We start from the raw sequence: 17,341 nt of genomic DNA, 5'->3' as shown, positions 1-17,341 counted from the left end.
TTGGATTGCTAATGAGGTATTTGGTTTTATGCAAACATTCGGTTGAACGCTGGTCACGACTCACCCCGGCTGCGCTGCGCTGGCCGACCCTCTTTCCGGCTGCGCCGCAAAGAGGGTGAAGCTCATTTTTGTTTTTCTTTTCCCCCGCCCCTCTATGCGACGCAGTCGGAGAGAGGGGCAGACGGGCGTAGCCTCGTCGGGGTGAGTCGTCGCCGACATGCGATAGACGTCATTGTCACCTTCAGAATTTCGCTAATCCAGCCTTACGAAGTTTTAAAACTTCGTAAGGCTTTCCCAGACTTAAAAACAATATTTATTTTCGGCTATCAGTTTTGCGGCAACATTCCTGCGTGCCTGGGTGGTATTAAAATCTTCGGTTTTGGTGAAACGCTTAAGTCCCATCAGCATCATTCTTCTTTCATCGCCTTCGGCAAATGAGTTTAATGCCTCCCTGCCTGCTTTTGCAAGATGCTCTGCCGCATCGTTAATATATATGCGCATGATATCCAGTTGTTCTTTGCAGGCTTCTTCTCCTCTTAAGCCTACCAGCTTTTCTACCCGCAGTTGCAACGATTCGCTCACGTAAAGCTCTATCAGCATGTCGGCCAGGTTCATCAGCACTTCCTGCTCTTTACCCAATTGTGTCATCAGTTTTTGCACGGCGCCGCCTGCTACCATCAATATGGCCTTTTTAAAATTGGCTATATATTTCTTTTCTTTAGCAAACAGTCCATCATCTTCAGCCGCGCCAAAATCGGGGATGCTTACCAGTTCGCCTGCTACTTTTTGAGCCGGCCCCATCAGGTCAAGTTCGCCTTTCATAGCGCGTTTAAGCATCATATCAACCGTTAACAACCGGTTTATTTCGTTAGTTCCCTCAAAGATCCGGTTGATCCTTGAATCGCGGTACGCCCTGTCCATTGGTGCCTCGGCGCTGTAGCCCATACCACCATATATTTGTACACCCTCATCGGTTACATAATCCAAAACTTCGGATGCATGAACTTTAAGGATTGCAGCTTCAATGGCATATTGCTCAGTTCCTTTTAATTTGGCTTTGGTTTCATCAAGTCCTGATGCCATCAGCATTTCGGTAGCTTCCTCCATATTCTGACAGGCACGGTACACTGCCGACTCCGACGCATAAGTGCGGATAGCCTGTTGGGCCAATTTATATTTTATAGCTCCGTATTTTGAAATAGAGCGGCCAAACTGTTCGCGTTCGTTGGCATAACGCACCGATGCGGTAATTACATCCTTGCTTGCCCCTACCGTACCGCCACCTAATTTGATACGGCCAAGATTTAATATATTAACCGCTATCTTGAACCCGTTCTGGCGTTCGGACAGCAGGTTCTCTACCGGTACTTTGCAATCGTTAAAAAACACCTGCCGGGTCGAGCTCCCTTTGATACCCATTTTGTGTTCTTCGGTATTTAATGAAAGACCTTCAAAATCTTTCTCGACAATAAAGGCACTCAGGTTTTCATCATCATCTATTTTGGCAAAAACAGTAAAGACATCGGCGAAGCCCGCATTGGTGATCCACATTTTTTGACCTGTGATGAGATAATGTTTACCATCAGCAGATAGCTTCGCCTTTGTTTTGCCTGAGTTGGCATCCGAGCCTGCGGATGGCTCGGTTAGGCAATAAGCGCCTTTCCACTCGCCGCTTGCCAGTTTAGGAACATATTTTTGTTTTTGCGCTTCGGTACCGTAATACAGTATCGGCATGGTACCTATACCTGTATGTGCCGAAAACGCAACAGAAAACGAATGCCCAGCCCCCAATTTCTCGGTAACCAGCATAGATGTTTTAAAATCTTTACCAAAGCCGCCGTATTCTTCGGGTACCGATATGCCTAATAGGCCAAGCGCGCCGGCCTCGTCCATTAAATAACGCATCAGTCCTTCCTCCTGCTCGTCAATACGTTGCAGGTTGGGGGTTACCTGCTGGGCAAGAAAATTGGTACATGTTTCGGCAATCATCAACTGCTCTTCATTCCATTCTTCGGGAATAAAAATGCTGTCTGCAGCAGTTTCCCTGATCAGAAATTCGCCTCCTTTTATGGCTTTCATTGGTTCAGTGGCATTCATAAATAAGTATTTAATGGTTGTGTTTTATCCCGTTTTAAAATTCAGCCGATTATACTAATCACTATTTTATATCAATAATTATCAGCATGTAACAAGCGCCCCGGTTTAAAGGGCAGCAATTGGTTTTATAATCAGGAGTAAAATTAGCAGCGATGATAAACTAAAGAAAGGGCTGCAATGCGGAGATATTAGTCAAAAAGTCGGATTGGGGTTGGGGTGAGTGGTTGATTGAGTTGGATTGGGTTGATTGGGTTGGAATAAGTTGACTAAGTTGGATTGAGTTGGGTTTGAGGTTAAATCAGACTGTTTTGCTGTTGTGTTGCGCAACAGTTTCATTTCTGAACCGGGATTAAACAGATTTATCAGATTTTTGGATTTTGATTTTTGCACCCAACCCAATCAACTTATTCCAACCCAATCCAACTCAATCAACTCAATCAACCCAATCCAACTCAATAAACCCAGTCAACCCAATCCAACTTAATCAACCCAATCAACCACTCACCTAATCAACCACCCCCTCAATGCCCCGATACCGCCCTGTAATCGGACGGCGACATGCCTGCATGTTTTTTGAAATATTTGCCGAAGGAGGATTGATCGGGGAAATGGATATCCTCGGCAACGCGGGCGATGCTTACGTCGTGGTTTCTTAATAATACTTTGGCTTCGAGTATTACCGCATCGTCTATCCATTCGCCGGCCGTTCTGCCGGTAACTTCCTTAACCGTTTCTGTTAAATGTTTAGGTGATACATAAAGCGCATCAGCATAGTACTGCACGTTACGGTGTTCTTTATAGTGATGAAAAACCAGTTCCTGGAAAAGTACGTTCAGTTCTTGTTTCCGGGTTTGCTTGCCTTTTATAATGATGTGCTGCTTTTCGTAAATGGCCTGTATTTCGTAAAGCAGGGTCATCAAAATACTCCGAGAAATTTCAACATTGTAGGGATGCCCTTCGCGGTCTAATTTTTTCTGAATCAATAAATAAATCTCCAGTATCATTTTAGCATCCGCTTTATCCGGATAGATTACCGGGATAGACGCACTTTTAAAATAACTGAATGACTCTAAAAAATGGCTATTAACGCTATTTTCTGTTAAAAAGGCTTTGCTGAAAACAACAAAACGGCATAAAAAATCATCGCTGCTATTATAAATTCGTAAAACATGAAAAGGGGTTGCCAAAAGCATGGCATCGGGCCGGGCATCGTATACCTGCAGGTTAACTTCAACCTTGGCCGTGCCGCGTGTGCAGATACCTATTATATAACCATCCGACCGGTATGGATATTCGCTTAAACTTAACAGCTGTTTTTCGTCAACAACAAAAAAATCAGCGCCGGCCAGCTTGTCGGCATACAGATCGGCAAATTTTGATAAGCTTAATTGTCCAACCTTATTACTCATGTATATTTAATTATAATTATTTAATTCTTCTATTTTGCAAAAAAGCCCTCAGAATGGCGAAATTCTTAAAGTATTTTTTGCCCCTTAACTTAAATATAGGCGTTATCCGACTTTTTGACTAATATCTCCGCATTATAGCCCTTTTTTTCTTTTCAATCCAAACTAATTTTATTCCCGATAGTTTCAAATTGTAATCCACATACATTTGCCTATTATAAACCAATTATATTTTTATGAGAAAAGTTTTACTTTTGATGCTTTTTATAGCACCGCTAACGGCTTTTTCCCAGGGTTTCCAGGTAAACCTGGAAGGGCAAAAGCAAATAGGTATGGGCCATACCGGGGTGGGTACCCTTCAGGATGGTGCTTCGGTATTTTTTAACCCCGGTGCAGTAGCCATGCTGCCAGAAAACTACATACAGGGCGGTATAAGCCCGTTATTTTTCAAATCTGATTTTAATCCGGCCGGCACATCGGTTCAAAACCGCACTTCCAATAAGATTGCAACTCCATTCGAGTTTTACGGGGTTTGGGGGCCAAAATCGTCTTTTTGGAAATTAGGCCTTGGTGTTTATACACCCTTTGGCGGTTTAACCGATTGGGGTAACACCTGGCAGGGTAAATACGTGCTGGAAAGCCTTAATCTGAAAGCTATTTATTTTCAACCTACACTAAGCATTAAACTGGCCGATTTCCTGAGTATTGGCGGCGGTTTTGTTTATAACCACGGCAGTGTTGACCTTACGCGTGCCATACCCCTGGCAAACAGCTCCGGTGAACCGGGCCAGGCCGAATTGAAAGGCAGCGGCAAAGGCTACGGATGGAATGCCGGTATCTACATTAAAACAGAATCGGGCGTAACGGTTGGGATAACTCACCGTTCGCAGGTAAATACCACCATTTCTAATGGTAATGCTATTTTTAAGGTACCTACATCAATACAAAGCAGTTTCCCCCAGCCTAATACATTTACTTCAACTATTCCGTTACCGGCCACCAACTCTATCGGCTTTGGCTTTTATCCTTGCAGCAAATGGATCCTGGCACTTGATGTTAACATAGTTAACTGGGACGCTTATAAAACACTATCATTTGATTATAAAACCAATACCTCCGCTTTGCAGGATACCCACTCGGCCAGGAATTACCAACAGGCGTATAGTTTCCGTGGGGGGGCTCAATACAAAGCTACCAATAATGTTGCCCTGCGGTTTGGTGGCGGCTATGCCAGCACTGCTGTTGCAGATGGTTATGTAACGCCCGAAGCCCCGGATGCCAACCGTGTTTATGGCACACTGGGCTTAGGTTATACATTAGCCAAGCACCTGGATATAGATATCTCGTTTGAGTATGAACACCTGATGCAGCGTACCCAAACCAATATCGAATCGCAGCTATCGGGAACATTTAAAACTGATGTATATATCCCAGGTATCTCATTGGCTTATCACTGGTAATTCTTAAAAGAAATTAATACATGAAAACACTTAAACAGCATATTTATATTATTGCAGGTTTACTTTTATTAGGTGCCTGCAAGCCCGAGATCCATACTCCAAAACCGGTTGCCGGCTCGGCCGATTTCTCGAGGTACATATCGGTAGGTAATTCACTTACAGCAGGCTATGCCGATGGTGGTTTATACCTGGCTGGGCAACAGGTATCCTACCCCAGCATTATTGGCAAGCAAATGCAGGCGGTGGGTGGCGGAGCGTTTACCCAGCCATTGTTCAGCACAGCGCAATCAAACGGATCGGGTTATTTGTCGTTAACCGGCTTTAATGCCGATGGTACGCCAATAACTACCCCGGTTACCACAAACCTTGGTATCCGTGGCCAGGTAACTGTACCGGGGTTTGGCAACGTTATTTTATATACCAAATACTCGGGCGATATTAATAACTATGGTGTACCGGGTATTAAGCTACTACATATTACTTATGCGCCCTATGGCAACCTTAACGGGTATTTTGAACGCCTGCTGCCGGGAAATCCGCCAACAAACTCAACCACCTATCTTGATTTTGTAATGGCAAAGCCATTTACCTTTTTCTCAAACTGGCTGGGGAACAATGATGCTTTAAGTTATGCTACATCAGGCGGAGCCGGAGATGTGCTGACAGATAAAAACACATTTGCCTATTTGTATAATGTATTGATTACAACCCTTACCGCCAAAGGCCAAAAAGGCGTAGTTGCGACGATACCCGATGTAACGTCTATACCTTATTTTAATACCATTACCGTTTCGGCCATATTGGCTGGTGTACAAAAAGCAAACCCGGCTGCCCAGGCGCTTTATATTAAGGCACTGGTTTCGGGTAGTACTTATGCCCCACGCGCGGCTACAACCAATGACCTTATTGTACTTACCTTCCCGACAAGCAAAATTGGCCAGCCGGTTGCAACACCCTTTGGCAACCTGCCTTATGGCTTAACCCCTTACACACCTATAGATAACCAATATGTACTTGATGAAAAAGAGGCTGCACTTACCGAAGACTATGTTACATCATACAACAATACCATAAAAACGATAGCGATAGCAAAAGGCCTGGCCATTTTTGACGCCTACACCTTTCTGCGAAATATAAAACAAAACGGACTGGTAGTTGACGGGGTAAGTGTTAATTCCAATTATATCAGCGGAGGTCTGTTTTCATTAGATGGGGTGCACCTCACACCACGCGGTTATGCTATAGTGGCCGATGAATTTATCAAAGCCATTAATGATAAATACAATTCGTCTATCCCGCGGGTAAATATTTCAGATTATAATGGGGTTAAATTCCCTTAATTCAGTTTGCAAAGCCCCCTCTAAATCTCCCCCGGGCAGGGGAGACTTTAACTGCTCTGTCGAATTATTGATCAAAGGATAAGCTACTCATCACCGGGTAGCTTATCCTTTTTTATGGCCGGCCTGATTTTACTTTTTTTGTGCCAAGATAAGTTCTTTCAGCTTTTCGTTGCCGTTGATGGTTTTTAAGCCTTCTTCGTAGCCTATCATAAAAATTTCGTCTACGGCATCGGTATCAAAAATACCGTAACCGCCTAAATCGTGCGGCTCAATAACTATATCGCACAACATTTTGTGGGTATTAAGCCCCGAGTTGATGGCTATCATAGCGGCCCTGTCAACCAGGTTACCAAATGATTTGATAGAAGTAACCACCGGTAAATGGTTACAGGATGAACCAATAATCAGGTCGCAATTGCCCACCAATGGTTCTACCGGGAAATTATTAAGGATCCCGCCATCTATATACATCCGGTTGTTGATTGTAATAGGCTTAAAAATCCGGGTAAGCAGCACGAAGCCAAAACGGCCATGTCCAGCTCGCCATCGGTAAAATAAACCAGCTTTGCTTCTCCCAGGTCGACAGCGGAGACAGTAATGCGCGTTTTAAGATTTTCGAAGGAATTATGCGGGATATATTTTGATATTAAAAACCGGGCTTTCAATATCGATATCAAACCATCGCCACCAAAAGACGGGCGCAGCAGCTTAAGCAGGCTGTTGTCTTTAATCAGCTGCAATATTTCTTTTGGCGCATATCCCCCGGCAAAAAAAGCCGCGGCAATTGCCCCGGCGCTTGTACCCGATATATGCGAGAATTTAATACCATAATCTGTTAGCGCCTGCAATACGCCTAAATGCGACACACCTCTTACACCGCCACCTGAAAGTGCCAGTCCTATTTTTTTAGCCTTACCTTGATCGATACCTGAATTCATTGTGTATTTTTTTGCGCGCCTTATTGTTGCGCCAGGCAATAAGGCTTACTTTAATTCAAATAAGGTTAAAAATTTCGTCATATCATATTTTTATATGTTTTAAACGGGTCAAACGCCAAAACATGGTTAACATAACTTAACACATTTCAAATAAAATATTTTCAAGTATTTGATAGTCAATATCTTATGTTTAACCATGGTTAACACTAAATTTAGCTTTTCACCGTGTGAGTACAACATCCCGGAAAAAAATTCAGGCTAAAAAAAGAATGCCGGGAATTGTAGTTACAACAGATTAGGGTTGGATGCCGCCCCATTGCCAAACCGGTAGCTGATAGATATTTCATGCGTAGCATTATTAAAACCGCCCAAATTGCCCGACGAGGTGCCAAACTGGTAGCTGTAACCAACATGGAAGGCGTTCATATTTATGGTAACAATACCGGCCATTGCCTTATCGGTACTATAATTGATGCCAATGCCCAATGCCTGTTTCATGTACATTGTACCCGATACATTGGCCACAAGCGGCACTCCTCTGGCATAGGCAACCAATGTGGCCGGTTTAAATTTGATATCCTCGCTGATATTGGTGAGCAACGCTCCCGAAAAGTAATAATGGCTCCTGAAATTGGAATTGTTTTGAATAGATGCCGTACCCAGGCTGGTTATCGTGAGCTCGGGTGCCGAGATGCCCAGGTAATACCAGCCGGTATAATAGATTACGCCAAATCCAATATTGGGTTTGGTTCCCCTGACATCATTCCTGAAGGTTGGATCATTGGAATCCAATGTAGAATAATTGGCGGCATAGCTCCGTACACCCGCATTGAGCGATACCGCTAAATAACTGTACGGATCCAGCTGGATCCCTTTGGCAAAATAGGCATTTACTTCGGTCTGGTGTTCTATGGCTAACTGGTTATTAAATACGATCAGCCCGGCTGCGCCGTCAATCGGTTCGATGGGCAGGTTCCCGTTGATCAGGTAGGTTACCGGTGCCCCCTCTACCCCTACCCATTGCCTGCGTGCCAGGGTATGTATTGATCCGGCTTTATCCAACAGGGAATAGGCCGGGTTAAAGGGCGTCAGGTTATCCATGTACTGGGTATAGCTGAAGGCCTGCTGCTGTGCAGCAGCGCTGTTGCCTGTTACTATAAGTAACAGGCACAGGCTTAATGCAACAAGCAGGGGGTTCTTGTTATTATAAATTTTAGTCCTATCCGGGATCATGACGTGCTATCAGTATTTAATGATGATGAAACCCGTTTTATGTTTATTTTCGGTACCTGCCTGGTATTCCAGCGTGTAAAAATAGGTGCCCGGCTGCTGCATGGCGCCGCTGATGCTGGAATGCCCGTCAAATACTTTCGAGCTGTTATCATAGCCTTTCGCTTCAAATACTTTAACGCCGCTGCGGTTCATGATCGTTAATTTATTATCCGGGTAGGCGGTTAAGCCGTCTATGATCAGCACATCATTAATCCCATCCCCGTTTGGAGAAAGCCCCTGGTGTACTACAATCCCTTCATTGCGGATATCGCGCTGCGGCGGAGCCAGGGCCAGCGGGGCGCTCTTGAAGGACATGGAGCCTGCTGAAGGTTCTGTGCCGTAAATCAGCTGCCCTTTATAATAAAGCGTAATATGGTTATTCTCTTTCATGACATCTTTGGCCAGGTAGGAGTAATCATTCAGCTCATTAAAGTTCGACCAGTCTGCTTTGGCAATCCGGTACTGGATATTGCCCGATGAGCTTAAAGGGTAAAGGGTGCCGGCTGAGGAATTTACCGCAAGCTCCAGATAAGTATCGGCCCCGGTAAGCGCAGTACTTAAGGGTACAAAATTACCGCTGATGTTACCGCTGCCTTTTTTGGCATAATCTATCCAGTAGTTCAGGCTCTGTGTGCCGTCTTTGGTAAACCAGTAACGGGCCGTAATGTCGCCAAAGGCTACCGGTACATTCCCGGTATTATTGATGGACAGGTAGGTGCTGATGGTATTGCCGCCGGTGCCGGTGTTTTGGTTCTGGTAAAACACGTTCAGGCTGGTAAGCGGGGTAGCGGCTGCCGGCTCGCTTCCCCATACCAGCATCCCGTTGCGGTAAAGCGTGATATGGTTGTTAGCGGCATAGCTGCCGGTATTGCTTTGATAGGAATAATCATCCGCCTCGTTCAGCAATCCCCAGTCCTGGTTGGCCAACCGGGATTGTATTTGCCCGGTATTGCTGCCCGCGCCCAGGTTGCCTGTTGTGCTGAAGCTATATTCCACATAACCCAGGGCGCCGTTCCGGGGCTGATCCAGGGCAACATATTTCATTTTTACATTGCTGTTCCCCAGTTGGGCATAATCTATCCAGGTATTAATGCCTGCATAATTCTCCGCGGTGAGCCAGTAACGCATGGTTAATTCACTGTAGGCTACGCCAACGGAATCGGCATTCACTACTTTCACATATGGGCGGGCAATGTTATTGGTCAGTTGCCCGGCATCACCATCCTGGTATTGTACCTGCAGGTTAAGCGGGATAACAGTAAAGGTCCGGCTAAGCGTGGTGTCTTTATAAGTTGCATTACCCGGCTGGCTGGCTGTAATAACAGTTGTCCCGGTGCCGGTGATATGAACCAGCCCGTTGGTTACCGTTGCAACGTTTGCATTGCTGCTGCCAAAGCTTACCGGCAGCGCCGATGAAGCGGTTGCGGAAATGCTGAAATCAGCATCGCCTGGCCGTTTTGCGGGCAGGGCATTGAACGTAATTGTTTGGGCCAGTTTGTTTACCGTAAGGCTTTGGCTTACCGGACTTGCCGCAAGGTAGGTAGCATTCCCGGTCTGGAAAGCGGTGATGTTTACGGTACCTGCACCCACTATATGTATTTTGCCGTTCAGTAAGGTAGCTATCGTGGTATCACTGCTGGTATAGCTTACCGGTAAACCCGAACTTACCGTGGCACCTGCACTAAAATTGGTATCGACAACGGTTTTGGGGTTTAAAGTATTGAAAGCTATAGTTTGAGCCAGCTTGTTTACCGTGAGGCTTTGACTTACCGGACTTGCCGCAAGGTAGGTAGCATTCCCGGCCTGCGAAGCGGTAATAATAGTGCTGCCTGCTCCCTTGATATGGATTTTACCATTCAGGATGCTTGCAACTGTTGTATCGGCGCTTGTGTAAGAGGCCAACAGGCCCGAGCTTGCTGTGGCGCCTGCACTAAAATTAGTATCGATAACCGTTTTGGGGCTTAAAGTACTAAAAGTTATTGTTTGGGCCAGTTTGCTTACCGTAAGGCTCTGGCTTACCGGACTTGCAGGTAGATAAGTAGCATTGCCGGCCTGGGAAGCGGTAATAACAGTGCTGCCTGCTCCCTTGATATGGATTTTACCATTCACGATGCTTGCAACTGTTGTATCGGCGCTTGTGTAAGATGCCAACAGGCCTGAACTTGCTGTGGCACCCGCATCAAAATCGGCATCGTTAACGTTTTTGGTCGTTAACGCATTAAACGTGATGGATTGACTGGCTTTATTTATCGTTAGTTTTAGCGTATCCGCCCCCCCGCTGCTGCCGGTTGCGTTAAGTGCGCTAACGAGTACCGAAAATGTACCTGCAGTTAACGGTGTTCCGGAAATTACACCGTTTCCGGTGTTCATGCTTAAACCGGTAGGCAAGCCGGTTGCGCTGAAATGATAAGCCGAATTTGTTGCCTTAATAGTATCAACAAACGCCGAGCCGTAAACTCCGCTGGCTGTTTTACTGCTGGTGAGTTTTGGAATGGCTGTAGAAATACTTACTGTGTCAAACTTTGCCTGCGACAAAACAGCGGTATTGTGGCTGCAATCAGTTAAACCTACATAAATGGACGAAGGCATAGTTATAGTTTGGGGCGTTCCAACTAAAGTCCAGGTATTGCCATCAGGGGAGCGGTAGGCTGTAAATGTATTGCCGGCCCGTACCAGTTTTTCCCAATATGGCGCTACGATACCAGTTGTTGAGCTTGATGCACTTGAACCGGCCGTTGCCGTACGACGAATAAATTCAACACCAACTCCCGGGGTAATATCAACCATGGTATGAATGGAGTTTGCGAGGAGTGTTGCGCGCATCATAATGCCGGCCTTTGCATTTGCCGAGACGGCTGTTGTAGTGCCGTAACTTTGCAATGAGGCAACGTGTGCAACAATAGCACCATCGCCGGTTAATGGCTGGTAATTGAAATGAAATGCATCTGCATTACCCCAAATGTCGCCGCCGGAACCATATAGTGTCATACCGCCTGCATAACCTGCATTACCTGTTTGGCCTACTGTACCTATATCGGCATGTGTCCATACCGTATTTACTACAGGCTGGCTTATTGGTGTGGCTGTGGCCGAAGCGCTGTAGGAGCCGGTACCAACTGCACTGTTACCCGAAACAACATACGAGTAAGGTGTTCCGTTGGTTAACCCGGTTGCACTGTAAGTTAAAGCCGCAGTTGTTGCCACCGGTGTATAAACCCCATTTGTTACACTGCTGATGGTGTAATTGGTTGCCGTGCTTGAAGCATTCCAGCTCAGGTCAACCCGTCCGTTCCAGCTTGTGGCAATAACCGAAGCAGGGGCGGGTGGTACCAATGTGATTGACGCCTGGGCAGAAGCCAAACTCTCAAGCGAGTTTACAATTGCCGTAATAATGTAATAATACGGGCCACCTGATGTAGATGCCGCATCAACATAACTTGTTGTTGAAACATTGGATGCTATTGTTGTAAAAGGGCCGCCGCTTGTTGTGGCGCGTTTAATATTATAACCCGTTGCACCCGCAGATGCAGTCCAGCTTAGCGAAACCTGGTTAGTACCTGTTGCAGTAAGGCCAACTGGAGCAGGCGGCAACATAGCTGTAACTGCCGCAAGGAGTTCTGAAGCACTTAAGGCACGGTTATAGATTTTGAAGTCATCGATAGTTCCGTTTAAAAGAGGGTCAGCAGACCATTGCGATTTGCCGATATAATTCTGGGTGGTGCTTCCCATAGTGGACGGGTTAAGTGTCATCGCGCTATTGCGGCCAACCTCTACACCATTAACATACAATATGGCCGTATTTCCTGATTGGGTAACAGCCAAATTTGTCCATACACCGGTTGATATGGCAGCGGTGCCGTTTATGCCTTGCTCTGCCACGCCGCCGCTTGTGATAGCAAAACGAGGGAATCCGGTGGAGCCTTTGGGTGCCAGGAACATATAATTGGTAGTGCTTGAGCCAAAATCAAAAACACGCCCCCAGGTAGCAGCAACATCAAGCCTAACCCAGGCTGATATGGTAAAAGCAGTTGTTGTACTTAAAATACCAGCCGGAAGTGTGGCATAAGAATTTGCCGCGCCATTTAATGAGAGCGCCTGTCCGGATAGGCCCGTAGTATGCGTAGCTGTAGCTGCCAGTGTGGCGTGGTTGGCACCCCAGGCATCAATTGCCTTTGCTCCGCTTAATTCATCAAATTTGTAGTAATCTTTCTGGCCAGGGTTAGGTTTGGCAATCACCTCCGCACTGGTTGAAACTTCGGTAGCACCATCAACAGCAGTAATTACATAATAATAAGTGCTGCCGTTAGTTACTGCTGCATCGGTATATGAAGCGGTACTAACATTGGCAAGTGTGGTATAAGGACCACCAGATGTGGTTGAGCGCTTAACATTGTATGTAAAGCTGGGTATAGGCAGCCACTCTACAATATCTTTGGCATCTCCGGCCGCTACCAGCACACCGCTAACAACGTTGCTCTGCACAGTTAATATAAGGGTTTCTGTATCCGTAGTGCTGCCGTTTGAGGCGGTTAGGGTAACGGAGAATGTACCCGCCTGGGTTACGGTGCCTGAGATTACTCCGGAAAGCGTATCAATACTAAGTCCTGTTGGAAGCCCGCTTGCCCCAAATTTATTAGGCGATTTGATGGCTGCGGTATTATAGGTCATGGCTTTCCCAACCAAAACAGTATCGGTTAAAGCACTGGTAATGGTAACAGGCACGGTACGGTCGTCTAATAATACCACATCATTGCCTGTTCCGCCTTTATAGGTTATCCGGAAATTATATCCGCCAACGGTTATCAGGGCCAGTTCGGGCAAATTTTTAAAAGTCCCTGTAATCGCACTGGTGCCGCTATTGTCAATAATAGTATAGGATGTACCCGAGGGCAGTGTTCCGGCAGTACCTGTTACCGACAATTGAGGAGAATTGACCAGGGTGACGCCGGTAGTTGTTATTTTATCGCCGGATGCACTACCAAGGTCAACTTCGGCATTGTAAGTGGCATCGGATTTTAAGGTTAAAGCACCGGTTATCAACGAACCGATAGCTTGGTTTCCGGGCTCAAGTATCGCACCTGTTCCGCTTCCGGTCCCGATAGTAACTGATCCTGAACCCTTACCAGTTCCGCCGAATGAACCGGCTGTGACCGTAAGAGCGCTGTTAAATACGCCGGATAACGGATCGTTATTAAGCAAGAATTTTCCGCCATTGATGGTTGTGGTGCCGCCATATGAATTATTGCCGCTAAAAATAAGTACGCCCGAGCCTACTTTTTCAACATTCATCGAGCCCGACATAACACCGCCAAAATTTGTATTAAGATTTAAAGCCCCAATGCTGATTGTTGGACTCCCCCCGGCATCTGTACGGATAGCCCCCCTCCCGCTAAGCGCACCAAAACTGATGGTACCTGTAGCGAACAGTATGCCCTGGCAGTCGTTTCCATTGGCATCCAGGTTCCAATAGGCTTTGGCACTGCCTGATTGGGGAACTTCAAAACGCACCCGGTTGTTACCACTCCTGAGTTTGGAAACGAAGGTGCCAGTAAAATTGCTGTTATCGCCAAACAGGTGTAAGCCTGCGTAAACGTTTCCGTCCTGTATAATTGTGCCGCTGCCCAAAAGCTTGCCATAAAGGTTTATGGCGTTACTCGTTTGATAAAAATAACTGGTTTTTCCCGCAGCTATTTCAAAATCGTTATAAAATGTAGCATCGCCGTTTACCGAGAACAATGCACCACCATTCATAATAATTTTACCCGTGCCCAGCGGCCCGGATGTTGGCGCCGAAGGCGTTCCTGTGCCAATGCCCGATACCTCCATCCCATATACAGGAGGCCAGCTTTGCCCGTTACCGTTAAGGGTGGTGTTACCTGTATAAGTATTGTTTCCGGATACATAAAGATATCCTATACCATTTTTAAGCAAACTTCCGTTTCCTCTTATTCCGCCGGTGAGGGATATGGTACCATTGGTTACGGTATTTACATTGAGTAAAGTATCTAAAACAATGGGCATGCTCAGGGTATGCGAGGTTGTGGCGTTATTAACCAGGTCATTCCTTAAATGAAGCGTATCGCCGGCTATGTTGTAGCTATTTGCGCCTGCATTAAATTGCATTCTTGAAACCGCCAGCCCTTTAATATCATTAGTTAAAACGGTATCGGCCGATGAATTAAAGGTTATAATGGCCGGGCTTACAGGTATAGCGTTTTCTACCCAGTTGGAAGCAAGTTTTAATGAATCGGTTACGGTGGCCGGCTTCCACGTGTATGAGCCGGAACCCGGCACCCCGAATGCCTCGGTTGAATTGGCGCTTTCTTTGGTTTGCCCAACCGACGAAATCACATAATAATAAGGGCTTCCGTTGCTTACATTTACATCGGCATAGCTGGTACCCGGTACGTTGGCCACAGTTGCATATGGGCCGCCGCTAACGGTGCTTCTTTTTACATTATAAGTTGTTGCCCCCGGGGCGGTGGTCCAGCTTAAATCAATCTCTTTGTTTTTATTAACCACAGCGGGTTGGGCAGGGGCCGCAGGCGGAACTGAAGCAAAGACCTCGTTGGAGTTACCACTTTCCAGATTCCCGGTAAGGGCAGTAATAACATAATAGTTATTTACTTCGGGCACGGGAGAAACATCAGTAAAGCTGGTACCGCTAACCCCTGCCTGGATTGTTGTATATGCACCTCCGGAGCTTAGCGAACGTTTTACCGAATAACCGGTAGCGTTGGCTGAGACTGCCCAGGTTAGTTTAATTTGCGTAGCGTTAACCACCGATGCCGCTGCCGAAGCAGGCGCTGCGGGCGTTTGGTTATTGATAACGTTGAGGATAAGGGTTGCCGTACCTGTGCCGCTGGCATTGGTAGCTGCTATGGCAACTTCACTTTGCCCTAAAGCAGTAGGTGTGCCGGAAATAATACCGGTAGCCGCATCAAGGCTAAGCCCGGCTGGCAAGCCGCTGGCACTATAAGAAGATGGATTAGCGCTGGCGGTAATATTATAACTGAAAGGTGTGCCAATAGTGGCTGTGACTGTGGTAGCGCTGCTGATATCCGGAGAGCTGGCCGGCGCAGTTTGACTATAAGCTACATTGCTGAACGTGGCGGTATTAACTGCTGAAGCATTACCAGAGATGGTATAAAACCCGGCATACAGATCGGTTGGGAAACCTGTTGCAGAATACCAGCAACTAAGATTGGTCCAGTTAATACCGTCCTGCGAATGGTAGGCGAATATACGCGTACCTACCCGTTCTATTTTTAACCACCAGGGAGCTTTGGGCTGCCAATGATTGCCTATGCCCCCAGTAGCGTTGAGAAAAATATCCCAAAATGCGGAACCGGCAGCCAGCGATTGACGTAACATAACGCCGCAGCCGCCGGTATTGAGCGACATGCTGTTAACTTTTACAACCAGGCCGGCATTACCGCTGATCTTTTTAAAATTGAAGCTAAAGGCATTACTGGTAGAAGTTCCGGCAGAATTAACTGTCCAGACCCCGTTATTCAACGAAGTGCTACCCGCCAGCCCGGTATTACCAATATCCAGGCTGGTTACGTTACTCACTGCCTGTACATTATCGGCAGGGTAAACAACCGGCGTTAAAGGTGTGGCATGCGAGGTATCGGAAGATTTTAAATACAAAAACGAAAAACCATCTTCGCCTGCCAACGCACGTATTTGCTCGGTATATGGTATTGGGATACCTTTACGGAGTGCATATGCTCCCTTGATGATATTATTAAAAGGGTGTCTGTGAACATACCCCGGCTGGATTCCCCAGTTTGTCCAATAACTGGCGTAGGCCCCGAATGGTATAAAAGATAAAGTACCGGCAGGCGACTGGCTATACTGGCTATATAACTCGCCTATTTTAAGTAAACGATTATCAAATTCTGCAAACATGTCAACACCTTGTTTCCAGGCTACTTCGGCGCTCCACCCAAGCGCCTGGATCTGCTCAAACCAGTGGTCATCACGACCGGAGTCGCCAACTTCACCGTTAGGTAAGCTATTCCGCAAGCCGCCGCCTGCATCCATACGGTATACCTCAAGGGCTTGCTGCCATAAAACAGGATCTTTTAAATAGGCCGATATACCAATTGCTATTGCTGTTTGAAGAGCCCCTTTATTGGCATCTCTTGTAGGGTAAGGCGACCAGGAAGTTGGAAATAAAACATTACGAAAATAATTATTGACATGAGTATCGTTTGCGGCTGTCCATCCCGGGAAGGTGCTTCTTAAAATATCGGCCCCCACAACAAAATAAGCTACCCGGTCGCCAATATCAAGCATATTTTCTCCGCCACCCCAGGTAGTATTGGTAACCGCCCATGCATCCAGCATATTGGTGGCCTTACGGGCGTATGTGGAATCGCCTGTAAAAACATACATGAACGCCAGGTTATGAATAGCTATCATATCATCCAGCCATGCCGGGTTGTTCAAATTAGGTGCACGGGTTACGGTGGCGAAGGGCCCTTTCATCCCATAACCCAATTGCGAATGCGAATCATTTTTGAGGGAGTTATATCCGGTAAGCCAGGGCTCGGTATTGATATTGGCCTTTAGCTGGGCCAAATCGGCCTGGGTAAAGGGGACTCCCGGGCTTGCAAAGGTTTGGGCATTTACTTTGTTGGCAATAGCCGACGACAAAAGCAACATTACCACCATTACTAAAAAATAAGTAACTTTTTTTCTCATATAATTTAATGTTACACCGGTTTACGGATAGGTTGTTTAGCTTGGGTTATATAGATGTTTTGATGTTTTCGACACTCAAAATTTTAGCTATTGCCTGTTTTCACATCATAGTTAGC

General features: G+C 46.3%; 8 protein-coding genes. 2 read left to right on the top strand and 6 right to left on the bottom strand.

The genetic code is table 11. From position 1 onward, the window contains the following. Nucleotides 1-300: 300 nt before the first annotated feature. Nucleotides 301-2,097, bottom strand: a complete 1,797-nt coding sequence (locus tag FSB76_RS27530; protein WP_147059202.1) for an acyl-CoA dehydrogenase family protein — start codon at nt 2,095-2,097, stop codon at nt 301-303. A 521-nt stretch (nt 2,098-2,618) separates the two neighbouring features. Further along, nucleotides 2,619-3,506 carry a helix-turn-helix domain-containing protein gene (locus tag FSB76_RS27525; protein WP_147059200.1) on the bottom strand — a complete coding sequence of 296 codons (888 nt, stop codon included), beginning with the start codon at nt 3,504-3,506 and terminating at the stop codon, nt 2,619-2,621. A 233-nt stretch (nt 3,507-3,739) separates the two neighbouring features. On the opposite strand from FSB76_RS27525, the gene FSB76_RS27520 reads away from it, so the two are divergent. Continuing rightward, on the top strand, nt 3,740-4,963 hold the full coding sequence (locus tag FSB76_RS27520) for an OmpP1/FadL family transporter (RefSeq protein ID WP_147059198.1): 1,224 nt from the start codon (nt 3,740-3,742) through the stop codon (nt 4,961-4,963). A gap of 20 nt (nt 4,964-4,983) precedes the next feature. Continuing rightward, nucleotides 4,984-6,303, top strand: coding sequence for an SGNH/GDSL hydrolase family protein (locus tag FSB76_RS27515; RefSeq protein WP_147059196.1), 1,320 nt, complete (start codon nt 4,984-4,986; stop codon nt 6,301-6,303). A 129-nt stretch (nt 6,304-6,432) separates the two neighbouring features. Here FSB76_RS27515 and FSB76_RS32580 read toward each other — a convergent pair whose 3' ends face one another. The 4 genes from FSB76_RS32580 to FSB76_RS27500 form a co-directional block, all read right to left on the bottom strand. Further along, nucleotides 6,433-6,774, bottom strand: coding sequence for a patatin-like phospholipase family protein (locus FSB76_RS32580; RefSeq protein ID WP_225976332.1), 342 nt, complete (start codon nt 6,772-6,774; stop codon nt 6,433-6,435). Next, on the bottom strand, nt 6,765-7,241 hold the full coding sequence (locus tag FSB76_RS32575) for a patatin-like phospholipase family protein (RefSeq protein ID WP_225976331.1): 477 nt from the start codon (nt 7,239-7,241) through the stop codon (nt 6,765-6,767). Before FSB76_RS32575 ends, FSB76_RS32580 begins: the two co-directional genes overlap by 10 nt. A gap of 285 nt (nt 7,242-7,526) precedes the next feature. Continuing rightward, complete coding sequence (locus FSB76_RS27505; RefSeq protein WP_147059194.1) at nt 7,527-8,474, bottom strand: PorP/SprF family type IX secretion system membrane protein; 948 nt, start codon at nt 8,472-8,474, stop codon at nt 7,527-7,529. Nucleotides 8,475-8,483: 9 nt separating this feature from the next. Then, the gene (locus FSB76_RS27500) at nt 8,484-17,225 is read right to left on the bottom strand and encodes a cellulose binding domain-containing protein (RefSeq protein ID WP_147059193.1); all 8,742 of its coding nucleotides are present in this window, start codon (nt 17,223-17,225) and stop codon (nt 8,484-8,486) included. Between the last annotated feature and the right edge of the window lie 116 nt (nt 17,226-17,341).

The sequence above is a fragment of the Mucilaginibacter ginsenosidivorax genome (genome assembly GCF_007971525.1).
Classification (GTDB): Bacteria; Bacteroidota; Bacteroidia; order Sphingobacteriales; family Sphingobacteriaceae; genus Mucilaginibacter; species Mucilaginibacter ginsenosidivorax.
The sequence above is the reverse complement of the archived record's forward strand: the minus strand, read 5'-3'. Positions and strand labels throughout refer to the sequence as shown.